We start from the raw sequence: 23,001 nt of genomic DNA on the forward strand, positions 1-23,001 counted from the left end.
GCCTTCACTCGACTACGCCCAGCGGGCAGAGCAAAGACAAAATAACCAACAACTAAATGAAAGAATGTCTACTTTTGAATGGTACTAAGAATGGGGAGCTGACAATCCAAGGTGAAGGGCTTTTGATGGTTGAGATGTTGTCATGAAATTATCTATTAATATTTCTGCAAATCTATCGTCCATCCAAGGCATAAAAAATTGACATTGGATAAATAATTATATTGACAATAATCAACATTTGGGTAAGTACCACCCAAGGCAAAACCTATTTTTTGTAAGATTGGGTACGAATCCGACTAAGAGTTTCCTTGGTAATTCCTAAATAGGAGGCTATTAAATGTTGTGGAAAACGCTGGAAAAATTCCGGATAAGAATTTTCCAATTCATATAATCGTTGCTCAGCAGTTTGAGTATTCATCGCATGCAGTCTGCGTAACATTTGAAAGGCATTTCGCTCCGAAATAACCTTTATTAAATCATCCATGAAGCTTTGTCCTGACAAAAATTTATCATAGGCATCCTTGTTGATGATGAGTAACTCAGTTTCCTCACAAGCTTCAATAAAGTAAGGTGATGGTATTTCCTTGATATAACTTTCCCGATCTGCCGCCCACCAGTTTTCCAGGCATAGAGCCAAAACATTTTCCTTACCTGATGCATCCAGAGTATATTGCTTTAATGCGCCTTTCAACACAAAACCGGCGAAACGACAAATTTCCCCTTCCTGCAATAAAAACTGATGTTTTCTAATTTTTTTATAATAAAACACTTTTTGCAGTAAATCCTTTTCATGATCCAATAAGGAACGACCGATTTGGATTTGGATATAGGAAAAGAAAGCATCGTACATAACAAAACTGAATGAGAATTGCCATAGAAATTACAACGGCAAACTTCAAGCGAAGATAATTTTTTTTCTCCTTGAGATTCTGTTGTATAACTAACTCTAACCTATTCTTTTTATATCAGCACCTAAAGCTTGTAAACGGGCGTCAATGTTTTGATAGCCTCTGTCTATTTGTTCAATGTTGTGAATGGTTGATTTTCCTCGAGCTGAAAGAGCGGCAATAAGCAAGGAAACACCTGCACGAATATCCGGAGAAGTCATGCTTATTCCTTTGAGTTGAAATTGCCTATTCAAACCGATGATAGTGGCACGGTGAGGATCGCACAAAATGATTTGAGCCCCCATATCAATTAGTTTATCGACAAAGAATAAACGGCTTTCGAACATTTTTTGGTGAATCAATACACTGCCTTTGGCTTGAGTAGCAACTACCAAAGCAATACTCAGCAAATCGGGAGTAAATCCGGGCCAAATAGCATCACTTAGGGTTAAGATTGAGCCATCAATAAAGGTATCAATCTCATAATTCTCTTGTTCCGGGATAAAAATATCATCTACTCTTCGTTCCATTTTTATTCCCAAGCGCTGAAATGTATTGGGAATGATACCCAGATGATCGTAGCCTGTATTTTTAATGGTGATTTCACTTTGAGTCATGGCAGCAAGCCCAATAAAACTTCCTACTTCAATCATATCCGGTAGCATGGTATGCTCGGTACCGCTTAGGTAATCAACTCCTTCGATGGTAAGCAAATTAGAACCCACCCCTGTTATCTTGGCTCCCATGCGATTAAGCATTTTGCACAATTGCTGCAAATATGGTTCACAGGCAGCGTTGAAAATTGTTGTAGTGCCTTTGGCGAGAACAGCCGCCATTACAATGTTTGCGGTTCCGGTAACTGAAGCCTCATCAAGCAGCATGTAGGTTCCTTGAAGTTTGGGCGATTCAACCTTATAAAACTCCGATTCTTCGTCGTAAGTAAACTTAGCACCCAGATTTTGAAAACCAATAAAGTGCGTATCTAAACGACGGCGACCGATTTTATCTCCACCGGGTTTAGGAATATATCCTCTACCAAAACGAGCCAACAATGGACCAACAATCATAATAGATCCGCGCAAAGCTGCTCCCTGATTTTTGAATTTAGGTGAATTGATATAATCAATATCCACTTCATTGGCCTGAAAGGTATATTGCTCATGTCCGGTTTTTTCGACCTTCACACCCAGGTTACGCAATAAATCAATCAATTTGTTGACATCCACAATATCAGGCACTTTATTAATTACCACCTTCTCCGGGGTAAGTAATACAGCACAAAGAATTTGAAGTGCTTCATTTTTAGCACCTTGTGGTTCAATTTCACCTTTAAGACGTTTTCCGCCCTGGATTTCAAAATAGGCCATTTACCTGGAATTTTACTTGCACAAAGATTTACAGGAATATCTTGAAGGAATGTTAGCCAGGAGAAAGTTTTGAAACGTTCAATGTGGATTATACCCATGGCAAATCAAGACTCCTTCCACCTTGGCAGGCGCAGGCAGAATAATTCAGGCAGAAAATAAATTTAAACCTTGAATTATCTAATCAAGTCGGTTGTTGCTTTTATGGAGTTTAGGCTTTCAAGTAAATAGGCTATTTCCTCCTTGGTATTAAATCCTTGAACCGAATAACGAATAAAGTTCTTTTCCCGATGGCGCATTACCGGGATTTCAATTTTATACTTCTCAAACAAAAGGCGTTGTAATTTTTCGGGATTGGGGGTTTTGACTTCCGCACTGCACATTTGTCCATAAAACTCGGTAGTAAGAGGAGCCAAGGGTTCTGTTCCTAATACTTCATAAAACCTTGGTGCAGTTTGAAGAACCAGTTTTTTACATTGTTTTGAAACTTCGTTCCAATTATTTTGATGCATAAATTCAAGCGCATCCGGTATGGTTAAGTAAGCTGAGAAATCGCGGGTCCCATTGAATTGATGGTAGTCGTAAAAGCGGGAACCGGAAGGATTGGCACTTTCAAACCCCCAGGAGATAATTAAAGGATCTAATTCATTTTGAAATTCCTTCCTAACATATAGAAAAGAGGAACCTTTGGGAGTCATCATCCACTTGTGACAAGCACCGGTATAAAAATCAGCTTTCAATTCAGACAGATCCAAATCAATATGTCCCGGAACATGAGCACCATCTACAACGGTTATCAAACCTCTTCTTTTTGCTTCCTCGCAAATTTCTTTAACAGGGAAAATCAAACCGGTACTGCTAGTGATTTGGCTTATAAAAACCATTTTGGTTTTAGTGGAATATCCTTTCCAAAAGTCATTCAAAAAGGCCTCCTTTGAAACAATGGGCAAGGAAATTTTCTGTTGAATATACTTGGCCCCCAATTTCTTACAATAATAATTCCAGGTTTTATCCATAGCCCCGTATTCCAAGTTGGTACTCAACACCTCATCGTCCGGTTGGAGGCGAAGGTTCTTGGCAATAATGTTAATGGCCCAGGTTGGATTCGATACAAAAACAAAGTTCTCCGGATCGCCATGAAGGTACTCGGCTAATGCTTTTCGGGATGTATTAATATACTCCGAAGCATGGGTTGTAAAAAACTGAACAGGTTCACTTTCCAGTAGGTATTGCCATCGAATAAAAGCATCAAAAACAGGTTTAGGACATGCTCCGAAAGAGCCAAAATTTAAGAATGTAATGTCATTTTGAAGGAGAAACAATGATTTCATCAGAAAGAGTTTAAGAAACAACTAAATAAATCGGTTAAAAATGGAGGTTAAAAGTAGCTGCAAACTGATAAATAAAAATTTACCATCGTCCATAGAATGCAATAACCTTAATATACTTCCGAAATTTTTAGATACGGTTCGGGCAGGGATAGAGGCAAGTAGCTCCCCGTTTAACGCAGCCCTTAGGCGAAGTTAAACGGGGACTACAGCCGAAAGCCCGGCCATGAGCCATACCAATCGTTGGGGCATTGAAAGAAAAATGGTGCGAATGGGCCCGCCAAAAAATTAAAAAAATAAAACACCAGCCATCAGGTAATTTATCTTTGGTGCTAAATTTTAAACAATGCGTAAACTGATTGCCGGAATTTCAATCATTCTTCTCCATTCAGCCTGTTCTACGAATACTGTAAAAGACAAAATAAATCAAGCAGGAGATGCTGCCGGGCAAGTAACCGGAGAATTTATTGAAGGTGCCGTTAAAGGCGTACAAAAAGCATTTGATGTAAAACTAGATTTACCGGCCAATTTAAAGGAAAAAGGCCTGGAATTTGGGAAAGCAACCGTTTCTTCTGATAGCAGCGGAACCGATAATTTACTGGTAGTTTATGTTGTTTTTAACAAGGACTTTAAAGGTGAATTAACTGCCAAGGTATTTGATGATCAGGATTTGGAATTTGGGCGGTCAAGAATGGAAATTACAGGTAAAAAGGGTGATGCTCAATTTGTAGAATTCCATTTTGATAAGCGCACGAATATTGACAGTAAAAACAAAATCATTGTAGAATAACCTTATTTTTTGCGTAACAAAACCAGGTGACTGAACAAAACCAAAGGCACTATAATGGCAGGCAAAAAATTAATAGGAAAATAGAGCACTGCCCGATTTGGCTGATTGAAATTTAATTGTTGAACCAAACTAGGAGCGGATAAAATACCTTTGGAAACCACATTAAATAAAAGTGCGAGGCAGAGCAAATTCCAAATCAGTAGCCACAAGTGATTCAATTGTTTTTTGTGGTAACCAAACCAATAGATAAAAGGAGCGGAGAGTCCTGAAAAAATATCGAAATTTCCACCTTCAAAAGTCATATCAGCCGGAACTAAACCGATAGTAAACAAGGCATACAAGCCAATTTCAACAGGAATACGAACCGTGTGAATTAAGCATAGCATTTTAGGATCTAATCCATCCGTAAATCGTTTACCATTTGGCAATAAAAATACCAGCAATATAGCTATTAACGGAGGAATAATCATTAGCCCGACTCGGGGAGGAAAGGAATTTGTTTGGAGATAAAACCCGTTAACCGCAAGGGCAGATTGAAAGCCGATCCAAAAAAGTGCTAGTAAAAAAATGGACCTAGAATACTTGGCAGCTTTCCAAAAAAAGAAAAGGGAAATAAAAGTTGATGATGCAAAAAGCAAGGTTAAGGAGGAGGGGACATTTTCCATTACTTTTGACCTGGTATATTGGCCAAAAATACTATTTTAGAGAAAAATTAAATGGAAAACTTCATTCGAATTCTTGTTTACTTGCATGCAGCTTTAGGAGGAATTGCCTTGCTAAGCGGCTTAATTGCCTTGGTTGTAAAAAAAGGTAGCAACATACACCGGAAAGTGGGGTTAGTCTTTTTTTATGCTATGAGTTTATCGGCAATTGTTGCCATGGTTGTATCAGTTAGTCCGAACCATATCAATTTATTTTTGACCGGTATAGGAATTATTACACTTTACTCCTTAATGAAGGGCAAGCGAGCGCTCTTATTGAAGACAAAGAATACTGATTTCAGGGTGGAGAAACTGGGTATTGGATTGTTGTTTTTAGCCGGTGTAGGTTTGTTTACCTATTCTTACCTACATGGTTGGAATGTGGTAAGCTTAGTGTTTTCCGGGACGAGTTTATTTTTTTCCATCCGGGATTACTTTACACTTAGCAAACCCGAGGAACTGCACAAAAATTGGTTAAAAATTCATTTGGGTAATATGATTGGAGGTTATATATCGGCTGTAACAGCCTTTGTGGTAGTTAATGAATTATTTCCCGGAATTTGGGGCTGGTTTGCGCCAAGTTTGTTAGGAGTACCTGTGATTTTTTACTGGTTAAAGAGAGTATCCTGAAATAGCCTGCAAGGAGGAAACCATTTTTTTTAAATACTTGGTATGCGGGCCCCTTCCGCCCAATTAGTTTTTCATTAAGCCCCCAATAACCTGCAAGGGCGTTCAGGTCACGCTATCGGCTGTAGTCCTCGTCCCCCTAGGCTACCGCCGTAGGGGTCCTGTGGGCTACTTGCCTCTATCGTTGCCCGATGCGCTACCTACTAGTTTGGTTTTTAATACAACTTATCGCGGTATCTACCAGGCTACTGCATGGAATTCATGGTATTTTATTAAACCCAAAGCTTAGCCACTAAATTTAGAAAAACAAAGCAGGGTAAACTATAGCAGGAGGAAAGTTAAAATAAACCTTAGAACAAATTAGAAGATTCTTGCGAAAATTCAGAATTATTTAGGAGGGAAGAAGGAACTTGCAGGAACTAATTTACTAGTAGCGCTTTTTAAACTTCTTATTTTTATTGAACTTTTTATTTTTGTTGAACTTAGATTTTCCGCCTACCTGATTTCCTCCGTATTCATCGAGTTTCATTGGCAGATTTTGGCTGATTTTAGAATTTTCGCTAAGTTTCAATTTTCCTTTTGAGATGGTTGCCAGGTGATCTAAAATTACATCATCCTGAACGCTATCCCTGTTCCATGCCATGTAGGACTTTTTTAATTGATTAGCGATGGATTCAACTACCATTTCTTTAACTTCGGTATCTTCCCATTCGCTTACCTTGGTTACCATATTTTCCAATACTTTACCATAGTGGCGGTATTTTATTTTTTGGCTTGGGTAATTCGGTTTCTGAGGTTTTTTGGCTACTGTTTCGGCAGTTGGTTTAGGATAAGGGCTATCAACGTCTAATTCAAAATTAGACATAACAAACATATGGTCCCAAAGCTTCTGTTTAAAGTCGTCGAAATCGCGAAAACTAGGAGTTAGAGCGGCCATAGAAACAATAATAGATCGGGCAGCCCTATTACGCTCTTCTCTATCTTCAATAGTTTTAACATGGTCAATCATCTTTTGTATTCCGCGACCATATTCTGCAATTTTCATGGTTGACCTTTCCGTATTGTATTCCAAACCTTTCATGATGCAAAGTAAATGTATTTTATTGAAACTGGCACATCGAGGAAACAGAACTTAAGTTTAAACCAAGAACTAATGTTTAGTACTTTTGAATTGAGATTCAATTTCCGGGAAGAAAAGCATAGAAAAATTGGATACATCGGAGTAATTATTTTCCAGGAAATCCTGAGCAAAGTGCAAGGTATTTTGGTGTTGAATACGATTACCCATTTGGGCACAAATTTTTCCAATTCCAGAAATGGAGTTATAGGTAAGCAGCCAATTTTGTTCTATCATAAATGGGAGTAGGTATTTAACCTTTTGTGGAAGTTCATCCATCCTATTTTGGGCAAACTGATAAAAATCAGAGGCGAAGTTATCCAATTGGGAACTTAGCGGCCAATTTATAGCCAGGTAATGATCGTGGAAAATATCAGAAACCACACCTGCGAATTTACCAAATTGCGGTCTAAGAAAGGCGTTGAATTCTTTATTAATAGGGTGGTTATCCGTAAAATGATCGATTTGTCGGTGCATGCGAATACCATCCAAAATTCGGCCCGAATAGCGTGATTCAGGATTTCCTTTGACAGCATCTGCTATAAAATTACCGAGCATTAAATCCGGGTCTGGGTAAGCTAAATACAGATGGGCTAGGAAATTCATAAAAGAGTGGAGACGGATTGGCTTCTTTAAAACAGGATGTAAAAACTATTAGTAGAATGCTTTAACAAAGGAACAAATAAAAGTTTGGAAATGGGAATAAAGGTAGAATATTTCAAATTATTAATCAGAGCATGGTAGATGTTTTAAATCCTTCTATCTTCGCAGTCCTTCGGATGAAAGCAGTTTTCAACTTTATTCCAGATATTATTTACCACATAGGCCGATACACGGCTATGTTAGGGATGGTTTTTTCACGTCCAGAAAAGTACCGAATTTACTACAATCGATTTATGGAAGAATTGTTCAATTTGGGCATTGGTTCCATTGGCATTGTTTCGATTGTTTCCTTGTTTATGGGGGCTGTAATTACGATTCAGGGTGCCTACAATTTTTCTTCACCATGGATACCATTGTATGCTGTAGGGTTAGCAACCAGAGACACCATGATTTTGGAATTTTCACCTACGATTATATCAGTTATTTTATGTGGTAAAGTAGGCTCCAGTATTGCCGGGGAAATAGGAACGATGCGAGTTACCGAACAGATTGATGCATTAGAAATAATGGGGGTAAATTCCCGTGCATTTTTGATTTTGCCTAAGATTTTTGCTTCGGTAATTTTCAATCCGGTTTTAGTAACCATGAGCATGGTTTTAGGGATTTTTGGCGGATGGATAGGCGGGGTTTTAAGTGGAGCCACCACAACATTTGAATATGTGTATGGAATTACGTATTTGTTTGTTCCTTATTATGTAACTTATGCATTAACTAAAACGGTTGTATTTGCTTTTTTAATTTCATCTGTATCGGCATATCATGGTTATTACACAGAAGGAGGAGCGTTAGAAGTAGGAAAGGCCAGTACCAAAGCTGTTGTTTATAGCATTCTTAGCATTTTGATAGCTAATTATTTCCTTACTCAATTGTTGTTAACGTGATTGAAGTTAAAAATTTATCCAAGTCGTTCAATGGCAAGGTGATCTTAAATAACATCAATGCCACCTTTGAAAAAGGGAAAACCAATTTAATTATTGGGGCATCAGGTTCCGGAAAGACTGTATTAACGAAGTGTTTGGTTGGACTTTTTGAAATTGAGAAAGGAGAAATTCTTTATGAGAAGGCAGACTTCACTAAAATGAATTTTTCTCAAAAAAAGGATTTACGCCAGGAAATAGGTATGTTGTTTCAAGGTTCTGCCTTGTTTGACAGCATGACTGTTGAGGAGAATGTAATATTTCCATTGAGTTTATTTTCAGAGATGAGTGATTCTGAAAAAAGGGATAGGGCACAATTTTGTTTAAATCGGGTAAATTTGCCCAATGCCGGGAATTTGTATCCGGCAGAAATTTCGGGTGGGATGAAGAAGCGGGTTGGTATTGCCAGAGCGATTGCAATGAATCCCAAATACCTTTTTTGTGATGAACCTAATTCAGGGCTAGATCCAAGGACCTCCATAGTAATTGACGAATTAATTCAAGAAATAACGATTGAGTACAACATTACAACCATTGTTGTTACACATGACATGAATTCTGTGATGGAGATTGGTGATAATATCATTTTCATTTACAAGGGGGAAAAATATTGGGAAGGCAATAAAGACAGCATCATACATTCTGACAACGAAGAGTTAAACAATTTTGTTTATGCCTCCAAGTTCATGAGGCGTTATAAAGAACTCGAGAATTAATTTAGGAACATGTCGTTAACAAAGGAAGAAATTTCTGAATGGTTTCAGGGACTTCAAACAAGGATTTGTAGAGCATTAGAAGAAGTGGATGGTGAATCCAAATTTGAATCAGAGATTTGGGAAAGACCCGGAGGAGGAGGAGGTCATACCAGAGTAATTCGAAATGGTAAGGTGTTTGAAAAAGGAGGAGTCAATTATTCAGCCGTTTGGGGGGCTACACCGGAAGCCATTTTAAATGCTTTACATTTAGAAGAAAGCAACTTTTATGCTACCGGAGTATCCATCGTTATTCACCCCAAAAGTCCGAAAGTTCCAATTATCCACATGAATGTTCGTTACTTTGAAATGAGTAATGGGATATGGTGGTTTGGAGGAGGAATTGATTTAACTCCAATTTATGTAATTGAGAGTGACGGACAATTTTTCCATCAACAACTTAAAAACACATGCGATCAATTTCATCCGGACTTTTACACTCAGTTTAAGAACTGGGCTGATGATTATTTTTTCATTCGTCATAGGAAAGAAACAAGAGGAATTGGCGGGGTATTTTTTGATCATCTGAAGGAAACGGAACAATTTTCCAAAGAAGATAGGTTCCAATTTATCCAAGCCATTGGAGAAACCTTTGCTCCAACCTATGTTGAATTGGTGAATAGGCATAAACATGAAACCTATACCGAAGAAGAAAAGCAATGGCAATTATTAAGAAGGGGAAGGTATGTAGAATTCAACCTTGTGTATGATAAAGGAACAAAATTCGGGTTGGACACTGATGGTCGAATAGAAAGCATTTTAATGAGTTTACCATTGTTTGCATCCTGGGAATACAACCACAAGGTTAAATCTGATAGTGAAGAAGCCAATACTTTAGCTTACTTAGTAAAAGGTAAGGATTGGATTTCCTCCTAGATAGGCAAAGAATCAGACCAATTCCATTTTTAGAATTGGAATTTACACCACAAACAAGCATAATTTCATATTTTAGCACCCCGAACATTCTGTTTTGCCCGAATTCATGAAAACAACTTTTGTAATTGCTGCAGCCTTTTGCAGTTCAATTTTTATTGGGAATGCCCAACAGTCAAGCATTCGCCCATGCGGTACCGACGAAAACCTATCTAGACAAATTGCTGCAAATCCTGGATTAATCGACTTATTAATGAAGCAATCAACGGTTGCTAAAATTTCCGGAGCGCAAAAAGGAAAATCCAATCAAGATGCTCCGTATATTATTCCGGTGGTTTTTCATGTTATCCACAATGGAGGCAGTGAAAACATTTCCAAAGCGCAAATTTTGGATCAAATTGCCAACTTGAATTTAGATTATATGCGTTTAAATTCGGACACCTCAGCCACTTTGGAAATTTTCAAACCGGTTGCCGGAGTTCCCAACATTCAATTCAGATTAGCAAATTTGGATCCTAATGGAAATTGTACCGACGGAATAGTTCGAGTTAAATCCATTTTAACCGACAATGCAGGAGAAACTGTTAAGGCATTAAGTTATTGGCCAAGCAACAAATATTTAAACATTTGGGTTGTAAAAAGCATAGCTGATCAAAGTGGTTCTGGAGGAATAACCTTGGGTTATGCTCAATTTCCGGGTGCAGGTGCTGCCGAAACGGACGGAGTAGTTGTACGCGGAGATTATGTTGGTTCTATTGGCACAGCTTCTAATACACAAAATGGAGGACGGACACTTACCCATGAGATTGGACATATTTTAGGTTTATTTCATACTTTTCAGGGTGGTTGCAGCGGTGGATTTTTTGGAGAAGATATTGATGACACCCCACCGGTAGCTGCTAATAATTTTGGCTGTAACTTATCGGCTAATTCTTGTACAAATGATAATCCAGATTTACCTGATATGGTTCAGAACTACATGGATTATTCAAATGGAACCTGTATGAATTTATTTTCAGCAGGCCAATGCATCAAGATGCAAGGAATTTTAAACAACGAAAGAGCCAATTTAGTTAGTCCTAGTAATAATGTTGCCACCGGTACAGACGATGCTTTTGTATCAGAGTGTGCACCTGTTGCCCATTTTATAGCTAATAAGAATTTCATTTGTTCAGGAGCTCAGGTAAAATTTACCGATAATTCTTTTAATGGAATAATTGAAAATAGGCAATGGACATTCGAAGGCGGAAATCCGGCTAGCAGCACCGATTCTATTGTAAACGTAACTTATAGTTCACCAGGCCATTACAGCGTTTCTTTAACGGTGAGTAATGGTTTTGGGAATGATGTGGAAACGATTACCCAAATGATTTATGTGCTTCCTGACACCAATCCTTTTACCCAAGGAAATTATGTTGAAAGTTTTGAATTACCGGATGCTGAAACCCCGATTATAATCGAAAACGTTGAAAATTTGGGCGGCACATGGGGAAAAGCAGCTTACGCTTATACCGGCACGAAATCCATACGTTGTGTAAATTACAACGGTGCTAATCCGGACAATGCCATCGATTACTTTAGTTTATATCCGATTGATATGACAACCCTAACCAATCCGGTTATGACATTTTGGTTAGCATATGCTCAAAAACCGGGAAACTTTGCTACTGCCGCCAGTGAAGAAAAACTTCGTGTGATGGTTTCAACCAATTGCGGAACCACCTGGACTCCTCGATTTTCAAAACAAGGAGCTACTTTGGCAACTACCCAATCAACCAGTAGTGGTTTTTCCCCATCTACTGCTGCCCAATGGGAGCAACAAACAGTTAATTTATCTTCCTATACAAGTTACGACCACCTGCTCATACGTTTTGAACTTACCAGCAATGGTGGAAACAATATTTATATTGACGATATCAACCTTGGTTCAGGAACCGGGATGGAAGACCTGCTAAACCCATCTGAATGGATAATTTCACCTAATCCAAGTTCAGGCGAGGTATACCTAAATTATGTACTTACAAAAAATGAAGTGTTAACCATTAGCTTGAATGATTTACTTGGACGTACACTATTAACCATTGAAAACGGGCTGTTGAATCCAGGTGAACATCAAAACACATTTAATACTTCTACCCTTGAAAAAGGAATTTACCTGTTAAACATTGAAACCGGTGTTGGCAGAGTAACTAAAAAAATCATTGTTGAATAAAGGCCCGAATCCTTTCTTTACTCCCGAATTTATGTATAAAAACAGTATCCTCGCAACCCTATTCATTTTTTCCAATGTTTATGCAAGTTTGTCCCAAGACCTTTGTGGAACCGATCGGTTTCATAAAAAGCTGCTTGAGAACAATCCGAAAGCAAAAGAATCATACCAGGCCAGGAAACAATCCTTATTGGAATTGAACCATGATCAGGTAAAATCTGAACAAGCCGGAACCAGAGTAATTCCTGTTGTATTCCATATCATTCACCAATATGGCTCTGAAAATGTTTCTAAAAGCATAATTTTAGAAACAATTGATATCATGAATGCTGATTGGCAAGGAAGCAATGAATTCATGAATTCCATTACAGCAAATTTTGCCGGTGTGGCAGCCAATATGAATGTTGAATTTCGTTTAGCCACACTTGATCCAAATGGAAATTGTACGGATGGTATAACCAGAACCTATTCAACTTTAACCGAGAATGCCTACGACAATGTTAAAGACTTGGTAGGTTGGCCCAATACCAAATACCTAAATATTTGGGTGGTAAAATCCATACAGGAAGATGGTTCAGGATCAGGCATTACACTAGGATACGCATACTATCCGGATGTAATGAATTGGAACCCGGGCAATGATGGTATTTTATGCAGAGCTGACGCTCTTGGTGCCAATTCATCTCGAAACGGAAGAACCTTAAGCCATGAGGTTGGTCATTATCTAGGATTGGCTCATACCTTTGAAGGAAGTTGTGGCTTTGATGGTGACAATTGCCCTGATACACCCTCGGAAGACGGTAACGCCTTTTTTGGATGCGACTATAATTACAATCCTTGCGGCAACAATATACCTGCCAATGTGGAAAACATCATGAGTTATTCTTCTTGTGTAAAAATGTTTACCAATGACCAAATGGATATTGTCGATCAGACCTTTCAGAATTACAGGTATGTATTGATATCCAATTCCAACCTAAATGCCACAGGAACGCAAAATGCGGGAATGGTTTCTAATTGCAAACCAATTGCAGACTTTAAGTCTAACACACAAATCCTTTGCATTGGGGAAACCGTTACTTTTTCTGATTTAAGTTTCAATGGAATACCGGATGGTTGGAACTGGACTTTTAATGGAGGAACACCTTCCACTTCAACAGAACAAAATCCTACCATTCAATATAATACACCCGGAATTTATACAGTCAGTTTAGTGTCTTCGAATCCGGTTGGCTCCAATTCTGCTTCAAAAACCGGTTATATAAAGGTAGTTACCAATATTGCAGAAAACTCCAATCCTCCATATTCCGAAGGATTTGAATCCTCCCCTGTAACGAATGGGTTGTGGACAGTGGAAAATCCCAATAACAATGTTACTTGGTCGGAAGTAAGTGCTGGAGCTGCTACCGGAAGTAAATGCATGCGAATAAATAATTCAGCAAACTCCAATTCAGACCAAACCGATGCATTAATCTCCAATTCATATAATTTCTCATTATTTGAAGATTTAACCTTTTCATTTAAAGTAGCCTACCGACAAAAAGCTAGCACCGACAATGACCAATTGAAAGTGTTTTTTTCAACGAATTGCGGAAAAACCTGGAATGTAAGGTATTCCAAAATTGGAGCATCATTGGCATCCACAGCTTCCGGAACTGCCTCATTTATACCAACAGCATCTCAATATCGTACTGATGAAGTTAGCATTTCTCCGAGCATTAAAAACAGCAACAATGTTCGATTTAAGTTTGAGTTTACATCCGGAGGTGGAAACAATATTTATATCGATGATATAAACATTTCAGGAACTGTAGGAATCAATAATCCAGGCGTAATCAATCAATCCGTTCTTGTCTTCCCTAACCCTGCTACTTCGCATGCCGATTTAAGCTATTTTTCTCCTAAAGGAGGCAAGGTTGAACTTCAAATTTTAAATTTAGTTGGAGAAGTGATTTATTCTGAACAACTTACATCTCAACCCGGTGACAACCTGTTTTCAATTTCTGACCAACACATTGGTGCTACCGGAATTTACCTAATAAAAATCAAAGGAAATGGATTTGTGGGTAATGGAAAATTGATTTGGGAATAGCTTCTAATATCAAAAAAGTGTTGTTGGGAAAATTATTGATTGTTCAAAATCGTTCCAACTTTCTTGGCTATCCTTGTCATCTATCTTGACACTCATGGAAAGTACAATTCTATCTTTAAGCAATGCGAATATTTACCAGCGTAGCAATATGATTCTAACCGGAGTCAATTTAGAAATTGGTAAAAGTGAATTTGTTTATTTAATAGGTAAAACAGGAAGTGGTAAAAGCTCCTTGCTTAGGACCTTGTATGCTGATTTGCCGCTTAGAGAGGGACAAGGAATGGTGGCCGGATATTCCTTGAACGGATTAAAAGATAAGGATGTACCTTTTTTAAGAAGAAAATTAGGTATTGTTTTCCAGGATTTCCAACTCCTCACCGATCGAAATGTATATGAAAATCTTAACTTTGTTTTAAGAGCAACTGGTTGGACAGACAAATCCAAAATTGACCAGCAGATTCGTGTTGTTTTAGACAATGTAGGATTAGGTTCTCTTGGCCAAAAAATGCCTCATCAATTATCAGGAGGAGAGCAGCAAAGGGTTTCTATTGCCAGGGCATTATTAAATAATCCTGAATTAATTTTAGCGGATGAGCCTACCGGCAATTTGGATCCAGAAACATCAGAAGGAATTTTAAACCTATTGGTAAGTATTAGTCAATTTGGATGTGCCGTTTTAATGGCAACACATAATTACAATTTTTTTAAGCAACATCCCTCCAGAACGGTAAAATGTGAAAATGGTCGTGTAATTGAATATAATCAAGAAACTGCCAAAAACGCCATTAAGGAGGAAGACTTTAATGATCCTTTACCTTATAATGTAAGAATCAGGGAAACAGAATTTGAATAAACTTCTCTGCGTTTTTTTGATTATCAAAATAATTCAACAAAATCCTTCTTCTTTCTTCCAATTGTTTTGTTTCAAATGGTTGTTCAAACTGTTTAGTTATGATTTCAACCATTTCATTTGCCGTTTTCGCAATTAAACACAACGATTCCAGTCCTGTATTTTCAACCATTGGAAGGTTTACCACACAAGCCCTACCATTGTACAAAGCGGCTAATAATTTCAACTTAATTCCGGTTGCCTGAAAGGTAGGAATCACATTTAATTGAGCATCCTGAATTAACTGATGAATTTCCTCTGTAGTAATTTCGGTGCGCAATGAAATATGAGGAAACTTCGATATGGCGGTTTTCAATTCTATTGAAGCATTGTTACCTGCAATTATCAAAGGAGTATTAAGCTTCGAGAATACCTCATTCACCAACCAAAGTGCAGCTTTATTGTTTTCTCCAATCCCTAAACTACCATGATACAAGCAATAGCTCCCTTTTCCGGGTTTAACCAATAACTCCGAATTGGTATGAAATGCGGTAATATGAAAAGTATTCGAATTTAATTTGGAAAAATGAGAGGTATCTGCAGGTGAAATAGCAACTAAAGCATCTGCTCCTGTTAATTCAGTTTCATAGGTTTTCAATTTGTTTGCTTCCAATTCAAAATAAAACCGTTTAAAAACACTGGATTCTGCTGCGGCTAAATGTCGATAATAATCATGCTCCACATTATGTGTTCGTACTACCCTTCTTCTTCCTTTAAGCTTTTCGTGATTTAAATAATAACAACAATGCAAACCTTCGAACAAAATAGGCGACTTATCTTTACAAAGGTTCACTAGTAACTGGGGGCTGCTTCGAGAAACTACAATAAATGGATTAAAACTAAGGAGGTATTGTCTTGAATTTTGTCTTTTATAATAATATACCTTCTTGCAATACTTATTTAATTCCAAAGCCTCTCCCCTTCCATATTCAAAACAATGGAGCGTAACTTTTATGCCAAGTTCAGCAAATGCCTTCAATTTATAGAATAAATCAATTGCTCCACCGTAATTAGCCGGGAATGGAACATCAAACGCCACAATATGTAAATGCCTTTCCATCGTTATTTCAACATTTCAAATTCGTTGATTTTATCCAATTCCAAAACCGTTTGGGTTCCATCTTCCGAAGGATGAAACATAGGTTTGAACTTTGCATTCCATTTAAATTGATACGGTTTATAAGAAAATCTCGAATACACCTGTTGACCGTACGTTTCATCAATTCCGGATAGCAATACAATGAATTCAGCTTCTGATTCCTCCAAATCTTTCTCATTTAACCCCCACAACGGACTTTTCTCATCAATCGGATGAACTATGGTCCAACTCAAAATCATAAAATCAATTTTCTTAAGTTCAGTTTCCAAAAAAAAGAACCTTCTAACCCAATTCCCATTCTCTTTAATTTTTAATCCTACACTTACTTTGACCTCCATTTCAATTAAGGTATTAGGAAGCGCATTGGCTACCCTAAACATCATTCCGGTTATATCTTTATAAGGCGAAATAAGCATATTGGAACTATAAATCATTTTACTTACCGGCCTTGAAAAACGTCCATATAGCAAACCGGTAGTTATAGAAAAGGATAAAACTCCAAATAAAGCTTCAAAAGAAGCCACCAAATTGGTTGCAAAACCTGTGGGATTTACACGGCCATATCCAACGGTAGTAAAGGTTTGACAAGAAAAGAAAAACGCCTCCAAAAACTTTTCTGCTGCAGTTTGACCGATCAATCCACCAATATTTTCTAAACCGGCAGCATAATATAAACTGGCAAAAATCAGGTTACAAACAATAAAAAAACCAACAGAAATCAGAAAAAACAATTTCCAAGAAATAGTAGTTAAATAATGAAAAGGACTGAATTTGTCCCAAAAGTGCATTCCGCGCTTTTGAACATTGAAGCTACCATCCCCATTTACCATTCTTCCACCTTGCAAAGAATTTTGATTGCTTAATCCCGATTCTTTGTTTTCACGAAAACCTTTTGTTGTTGTTGAACTTTTCGTACTCACGCCTCGAAATTAACAATTTCGGTGGTATAGGATGTTGTCAAATGGCCAAAATCCCTAATTATCCATAAATTGACTCTCCAATTTAGCTTCCTTCTCTAAATCATCTTGTTTCTTTTTTTCCAAAGGATAGGTTTCCAACATAGGATAGTTCGTCCAAAATGAAGGATGATAATCATATTGTCTTCTATATAAATTGGATAGTACAAAAAATTTATCATCCTGATTCAGTTTAGGATTTAACTCGTAGGAATATACCCACAATGAAAATTGCTCCTTAGCCTTAAAATCATACGTTTTAAAAACCGAATTATAGATTTCATGTAGGTAATTAAAATCAATCGAACTTAAAAAATACTTCTCCGACCTTTTTTGGTAAGTAACCTTTACAGCTCCATTTCTAAAATGCCAATTATTTTGATTTATTTCTTTGGAGTTAAAACCAGGATTTGGACTAGATTCTATATAGGTTTCTACAATAGCCGTATCAATTAATGAAATATCCAAATACCCTTTTTGCTTTTTTGATTCACCTGCCGCAGAATGGGTAAACTTAATCCTAACCAAGGTGTCCGATTGCATAGTGGAATCAAAATGAAAGGAATAGCGGCCGAGGTTAAATGGATTGGTAAAAAAACGGGAAGGATAATGTACCGAATTTTCTTCCAACAATTCTGCCAAATGGTCACCATGAACATCCTTATTTCGCTCATAAACCCTACTTCTTCTCATCTCATTCACCCTAATTCGCTCTTCGGAATAGTAGCCTTTATCTAAAACCGTGATGTCTGCTTCTATTAACCTTACCCAATGGTTATTCTCCTCGTGCAACTGCCTGTAAAATGCCTGGTAGGTGTATACTTTCTGAGGATAATTTTTGGGGAACCTTCGAATAGCTGCCCTTACCATATTTTCGGCTTTTAGCTCTTCAAATGTTACCTGGTTAAGACTATACATTTTGGTCTTCATTACCACTTGAATGGGCTTTTCATTTTTCACAACCTGATATGTTGTTTCAAATCCAATGCTCGAAAATACCAGAGAATCACCTTTGGAAGCCTGTATTACAAAAGCACCATTCGAATCAGCCATTGCAAATTTGGAGATGTCCAGGTTTCCTACCGAAGCAAATGGAACTTCCTGACCATTCTCATCAACCAAATGACCCTTCAACCACCCATTTTGAGCAATTCCATTGGATGATAAAAAAAGTATTAAAACAAAAAAGCCCAATCGTTTCATATGTATTAGAAAACGATTGGGCTTCATTTCCATAAAAATTAGTGCAAAATGCTCACTTTTTGTTGAGAAATGCCTTCTTTACCATTTATTGTTAAAGTGTAAATACCATTGGAAAAACCAGCCACAGGAATACCAAGTTCCGAAATTCCAACTTCTTGACTTTGATATACCAACTGACCTACCGAATTAAGCAATTGGACTTGTACATCCATTACCTTGTTTAATTGTACATTTACTCGATCATTAGATGGATTAGGGAAAACTAAAACGCCTTCTAAAACTAAATCATCCATTCCAACCCCTGTCACGGTTTTGAATTTAAACGGAGATTTCCATGCTCCATAAGTAGTTCCATCTGAAGAACGAACTCTCCACCAATAATCAGTATTTAAACTTAATGGAGTAGAATAAGTATAGGTTGAAGTTGCGGTAGTTGCATCTACCAAAATATTGGAAAAGTTAATATCCGAGGCCAATTGAAACTGATATTCTGAAGCCATAAAAGCATCAGTCCAATTGAAACTTACTGAATTAATCGCCACATTACTGGCATTGTTTGCCGGTGTTTGTAAATTAAAATCATCCAATTGTGGACTACCTTCTCCGGTTAAACGTGCAATCACTACATCATTGTCTTTCCAGCCAACAACCACAATTTTATTGTCTGACTGAACTGCAATTCCATAAAAAACAACTTCATTTGTCTGATTAAAATTGAAATCATTCATCCCGCTGGTTCCAAAGGAATTATCAAAACTATAATTGGAGCCGCTCATGCGAGTAACTAAACCGCTATTGCCTGAATATCCGCAGGTTACAATATTACCATTCATATCCCAAGCAATATCAGAATAGCCATTGTCATCAATACCGGTTACCCTGGTACTATTGATTGAGCCGGAAGTACCAACTTCAGCTAAAATACCTTGGTATGAAAGGTTTGACACATAACTTCTGCCGACAACAATAAAAGTTTGATCAGGGTTTAACAACATGGCATACCATTGATCATGTCCATTAAAATTCCCATTATAGGTTTCTTCTCCATCGGTTGAAAATGTATCATCCATGCTTCCATCCGAATTGATTTTGAAAGCAACCATATCCGAATCCCAACTTAAATTGGGGAAATCCCTCCAACCTATGGCGGTAATTTTACCATTGGAAGCAACTGCTAAATCCTCAATTCCATATAAGTACTGATTATCTAAGTTGGTAACCCACATCAATCGGATTCCGGTTGTATTAAAGGTATTGTCTAAAGTACCATCTGCATTAAACCTTGCCACCACCGGTTTGGCATGATTGTCGTCAATTTGAGATGAACCTCCTGCAATAATTTTACCGCTTAATTGATGCACCTTCAAACAACTAAACATATCCTGGTTGTTCCCATCCAGATCGGTTAAACTTATTCCATTGGTACCAAAACCGGTAAAGAGGCTACCATCGGAATTGTACTTAACCAAGGCAGCATCTTTATCTGTACCATTGTCTGAAAATCCGGCCAAAATAAAACTTCCATCAGACAAAACCGCAAGTTCAATTGCCTGGTCATCCGATCCAAGATTCAAATCTGTGGTTATTTTTCCATTATTCCCAAAAGTTTGATCTAAGCTTCCATCGCTATTATAACACAACACCAGGAAGTCATTTCCTGTGGCATTGGCAAAGGTGGTTCCTGCTACCAAAATTTTACCATTATCCAAAATAGCCAAATCGAAGGCTTTATCTGCACTTGATCCTACATTGGTAACATTGAATCCCGTTCCATTAAATGTTAAATCCAAGTTGCCCGCAGGTTGAGCTAAAGCCAAACTTGGTAAAATGGCTGCTAAGTATAGAATTCTTTTCATTTTGAAATTTTCGGCCGCGAAATTACATAAATTAATACAGGCTAAACACTTGAATTCTGCCTTCTCTTAAAAGTCTAGAACAATTCCAACCCCAATTGCTGCGGCGGAGGTTGGTTTTTATTTACAGGATGGTTTGGGTCTTCGGATGGCAATTTAATATCCTCAACCGATTCGGAGGGTTCGCTTATATCGCTTCCAATATTTTGCTCCGGTAGATTTTCGGAATGATCTGCCTCCGGAATAATTTCGGGTTCCGGTTCTGCTTCTTCTTCAGCAGGCAATGGCTCCAACAAATTAATCTCCTTTACTTTACGGTTGGTTAACCTATTTCCCTTGGCTTTGTAGCCTTTTACATCAATAAATTCAAAGGCATTGATGACTTCTTTCGGATATTCCCCATTAATCTTCTCAGCCAAATACACCAACTCAATTACCGGGTATTTATCTCCACTTATTAATTCCAAGGCCGATCCTTCCGATTCACTGATAAATAATACCTTTTTGTCTGATGATTCCGGAATAAATCGCTTAATATTAAATTGCTTATGCTCATTATCCCAATAAACAGCCATAATTGGTTTGTTCGGATTAAACTTCTCAATTAAAATCAGTTCTTCCTCAAAGTGGGTACTTAAGTCAAAACCATACAACCGATAATGACCACTTTGGTATATTGCCAAGATCTTATCATCGCCCGAAAACCTTCCCAACAGGGTTCCTCTACCTTCCGCATTTAATCGCTGAACACTGTCATCAAACCAAATTTGTCGTGCTGCAAGAGTAGAAACACCTTTCTCCTTTTGAACAATCTTTCTTATTTCTTCCCTAGTTAGAATATTTCCCTGGGCATCTCTTCCTTTTATAATTACCTCGCCAAAATCTACATCAAACTGAAGTTTTTTCAAACTCGGCCTTGGTCTAAGTTGAATATTAACCAACTCACTTTCACCATTCGGATTAGCAGTAAAATACAAAACTTTACTATCCTTGGTACCTTTAGAAAGTACATATTCCTTATCTCTGGTTACCCCTGTAACTGCAAACCTTTTCACATATTTTGCACCATACTTCCCATCCCGATAAATCATGTTATAAATGGTACGGTTGTCATTCTTCTTAAATACCGAAATATGAATGATATTCTTCCCAACAAAGGCCTTTTCAGTAACCTTGGTAACAATCATGGTACCATCTTCCCTAAATACAATAATATCATCAATGTCCGAACAATCCGACACATATTCGTCCTTCTTCATTCCAAACCCGGCAAAACCTTCTTCTCTATTCACATACAATTTCTCATTCGCAACAGCTACCCTGGTGGCAACAATATTATCAAATTGCTTTATCTCTGTTTTCCGCTCCTTTCCCTTTCCGTATTTCTTCTTCAGGTTTTTGTAATACTCAACTGCAAAATCAATCAGATGCTCCAAATGATGAACCAACTCGGCAATTTGATCTTTCAACTTCCGCATTTTTTCATCAGCAGCCGAACTATCAAAGCGGGTTATCCGAATCATAGGAATTTGGGTAAGCTTCTCAAAATCAGCCTCCACAATCTCCCTCAGCAAACTCTTCTTATAGGGCTCAAAACGCTTATCTAAATAAGCAAACAAGTCGGGTTTATTATCGTATTCCTTAAACGGAATATACATTTCCTCGTTAATAAAAATTTGCTCGAGCGAAGCAAAAAAGTAATCCTCTTCCAACTCCGCCTTGCGAATTTCCAATTCCCGCTTAAGCAGGTGCAAGGTGTTTTGGGTGCATATCTTTAAAATTTCATTTACACCTAAAAAAACAGGTTTATCCTGCTGAATGATGCAGGAATTAGGCGAAATTGAAATTTCACAATCGGTAAAGGCATAAAGCGCATCAATGGTTTTGTCGGGCGAAATTCCAGGGGCCAGGTGAATAACAATTTCAACGTTCTCCGCCGTATTGTCTTCCACCTTTCTTACCTTAATTTTCTCCTTCTCATTGGCTTTTAATATAGAATCAATCAAGGAGGAAGTGGTTGTTCCGAATGGGATTTCAGAAATAACCAAAGTCTTTTTATCCAATTGGTTAATCTTAGCCCTTACCCTAACCTTTCCACCTCTTAAACCATTGTTATAATTGGTAAAATCAGCATAACCACCGGTTGGGAAATCAGGTAAAATATCCGTTGATTTCCCCCTTAAAATATCAATGGAAGCCTCAATTAACTCATTAAAGTTATGCGGTAATATCTTACATGCCAAACCTACCGCAATCCCTTCAACACCTTGTGCCAACAGCAAGGGAAACTTAATAGGCAAGGTTACCGGCTCCTTGTTTCTGCCATCATAACTCGATTTCCAAACAGTAGTTTTGGGGTTAAAAGCAACTTCTAAAGCAAATTTACTTAACCTAGCCTCAATATATCGTGGAGCAGCCGCATCATCTCCGGTTAAAATATTACCCCAGTTTCCCTGACAATCTATCAATAAATCCTTTTGCCCCAACTGAACAAGTGCATCTCCTATCGAAACATCCCCGTGAGGATGGTATTTCATGGTATGACCTATAATATTTGCAACCTTATTATACCTTCCATCTTCCAGCTCCCACATCGAATGCAATATCCGTCTTTGAACCGGCTTCAAACCATCTTCTACGTAAGGAACCGCACGCTCAAGTATTACATAACTGGCATAATC

At 37.8% G+C, this 23,001-nt stretch carries 19 protein-coding genes; 8 read left to right on the forward strand and 11 right to left on the reverse strand.

The features are described from left to right. Positions 1-265 precede the first annotated feature (265 nt). From K1X82_09335 to K1X82_09345, 3 genes are all read right to left on the reverse strand, one after another. On the reverse strand, positions 266-850 hold the full coding sequence (locus K1X82_09335; GenBank protein MBX7182303.1) for a Crp/Fnr family transcriptional regulator: 585 nt from the start codon (positions 848-850) through the stop codon (positions 266-268). Between the two features lie 96 nt (positions 851-946). Next, positions 947-2,254 carry a UDP-N-acetylglucosamine 1-carboxyvinyltransferase gene (murA, locus tag K1X82_09340; GenBank protein MBX7182304.1) on the reverse strand — a complete coding sequence of 436 codons (1,308 nt, stop codon included), beginning with the start codon at positions 2,252-2,254 and terminating at the stop codon, positions 947-949. A gap of 173 nt (positions 2,255-2,427) precedes the next feature. Next, positions 2,428-3,582, reverse strand: coding sequence for an aminotransferase class V-fold PLP-dependent enzyme (locus K1X82_09345; protein MBX7182305.1), 1,155 nt, complete (start codon positions 3,580-3,582; stop codon positions 2,428-2,430). Positions 3,583-3,925: 343 nt separating this feature from the next. Here K1X82_09345 and K1X82_09350 point away from each other — a divergent pair, with 343 nt between their 5' ends. Then, positions 3,926-4,369 carry a hypothetical protein gene (locus tag K1X82_09350; protein MBX7182306.1) on the forward strand — a complete coding sequence of 148 codons (444 nt, stop codon included), beginning with the start codon at positions 3,926-3,928 and terminating at the stop codon, positions 4,367-4,369. A 2-nt stretch (positions 4,370-4,371) separates the two neighbouring features. On the opposite strand, the gene K1X82_09355 is transcribed toward K1X82_09350, so the two are convergent. After that, on the reverse strand, positions 4,372-5,034 hold the full coding sequence (locus K1X82_09355) for a hypothetical protein (GenBank protein MBX7182307.1): 663 nt from the start codon (positions 5,032-5,034) through the stop codon (positions 4,372-4,374). Between the two features lie 51 nt (positions 5,035-5,085). On the opposite strand from K1X82_09355, the gene K1X82_09360 reads away from it, so the two are divergent. After that, positions 5,086-5,700 (forward strand): DUF2306 domain-containing protein, encoded by a 615-nt coding sequence (locus K1X82_09360; GenBank protein MBX7182308.1) that lies wholly within the window; start codon positions 5,086-5,088, stop codon positions 5,698-5,700. A gap of 424 nt (positions 5,701-6,124) precedes the next feature. On the opposite strand, the gene K1X82_09365 is transcribed toward K1X82_09360, so the two are convergent. Both K1X82_09365 and K1X82_09370 read right to left on the reverse strand, forming a co-directional pair. Next, positions 6,125-6,778, reverse strand: a complete 654-nt coding sequence (locus tag K1X82_09365; protein MBX7182309.1) for a DUF4290 domain-containing protein — start codon at positions 6,776-6,778, stop codon at positions 6,125-6,127. Positions 6,779-6,847: 69 nt separating this feature from the next. Beyond that, on the reverse strand, positions 6,848-7,420 hold the full coding sequence (locus tag K1X82_09370) for an ACP phosphodiesterase (GenBank protein ID MBX7182310.1): 573 nt from the start codon (positions 7,418-7,420) through the stop codon (positions 6,848-6,850). Between the two features lie 173 nt (positions 7,421-7,593). Between K1X82_09370 and K1X82_09375 the strand changes: the two genes are divergently transcribed. The 6 genes from K1X82_09375 to K1X82_09400 all read left to right on the forward strand — a co-directional run bounded on the left by K1X82_09375 (position 7,594) and on the right by K1X82_09400 (position 15,173). Beyond that, positions 7,594-8,358, forward strand: coding sequence for an ABC transporter permease (locus K1X82_09375; protein ID MBX7182311.1), 765 nt, complete (start codon positions 7,594-7,596; stop codon positions 8,356-8,358). Beyond that, on the forward strand, positions 8,355-9,110 hold the full coding sequence (locus K1X82_09380; protein MBX7182312.1) for an ATP-binding cassette domain-containing protein: 756 nt from the start codon (positions 8,355-8,357) through the stop codon (positions 9,108-9,110). Before K1X82_09375 ends, K1X82_09380 begins: the two co-directional genes overlap by 4 nt. A gap of 9 nt (positions 9,111-9,119) precedes the next feature. Next, complete coding sequence (hemF, locus tag K1X82_09385; protein ID MBX7182313.1) at positions 9,120-10,022, forward strand: oxygen-dependent coproporphyrinogen oxidase; 903 nt, start codon at positions 9,120-9,122, stop codon at positions 10,020-10,022. Between the two features lie 106 nt (positions 10,023-10,128). After that, positions 10,129-12,231 (forward strand): PKD domain-containing protein, encoded by a 2,103-nt coding sequence (locus tag K1X82_09390; GenBank protein ID MBX7182314.1) that lies wholly within the window; start codon positions 10,129-10,131, stop codon positions 12,229-12,231. Then, positions 12,224-14,320 carry a PKD domain-containing protein gene (locus tag K1X82_09395; protein ID MBX7182315.1) on the forward strand — a complete coding sequence of 699 codons (2,097 nt, stop codon included), beginning with the start codon at positions 12,224-12,226 and terminating at the stop codon, positions 14,318-14,320. Before K1X82_09390 ends, K1X82_09395 begins: the two co-directional genes overlap by 8 nt. 94 nt (positions 14,321-14,414) lie before the next feature. Continuing rightward, a complete protein-coding gene (locus K1X82_09400; GenBank protein MBX7182316.1) occupies positions 14,415-15,173 on the forward strand; it encodes an ATP-binding cassette domain-containing protein in 759 nt (252 codons plus the stop codon). Here K1X82_09400 and K1X82_09405 read toward each other — a convergent pair. The 5 genes from K1X82_09405 to K1X82_09425 all read right to left on the reverse strand — a co-directional run. Beyond that, a complete protein-coding gene (locus K1X82_09405) occupies positions 15,151-16,269 on the reverse strand; it encodes a glycosyltransferase (GenBank protein MBX7182317.1) in 1,119 nt (372 codons plus the stop codon). The two genes, K1X82_09400 and K1X82_09405, sit on opposite strands and share 23 nt — an antisense overlap. Before the next feature lie 2 nt (positions 16,270-16,271). Further along, a complete protein-coding gene (locus K1X82_09410) occupies positions 16,272-17,228 on the reverse strand; it encodes a hypothetical protein (protein MBX7182318.1) in 957 nt (318 codons plus the stop codon). A gap of 54 nt (positions 17,229-17,282) precedes the next feature. Continuing rightward, positions 17,283-18,494 (reverse strand): carboxypeptidase-like regulatory domain-containing protein, encoded by a 1,212-nt coding sequence (locus tag K1X82_09415; GenBank protein ID MBX7182319.1) that lies wholly within the window; start codon positions 18,492-18,494, stop codon positions 17,283-17,285. An 11-nt stretch (positions 18,495-18,505) separates the two neighbouring features. Further along, positions 18,506-20,323 carry a T9SS type A sorting domain-containing protein gene (locus K1X82_09420; protein ID MBX7182320.1) on the reverse strand — a complete coding sequence of 606 codons (1,818 nt, stop codon included), beginning with the start codon at positions 20,321-20,323 and terminating at the stop codon, positions 18,506-18,508. Positions 20,324-20,397: 74 nt separating this feature from the next. Beyond that, a partial coding sequence (locus tag K1X82_09425; GenBank protein ID MBX7182321.1) for a DNA gyrase/topoisomerase IV subunit A occupies positions 20,398-23,001 on the reverse strand: 2,604 nt, incomplete at its 5' end.

This window comes from Bacteroidia bacterium (genome assembly GCA_019695265.1).
GTDB lineage: Bacteria > Bacteroidota > Bacteroidia > JAIBAJ01 > JAIBAJ01 > JAIBAJ01.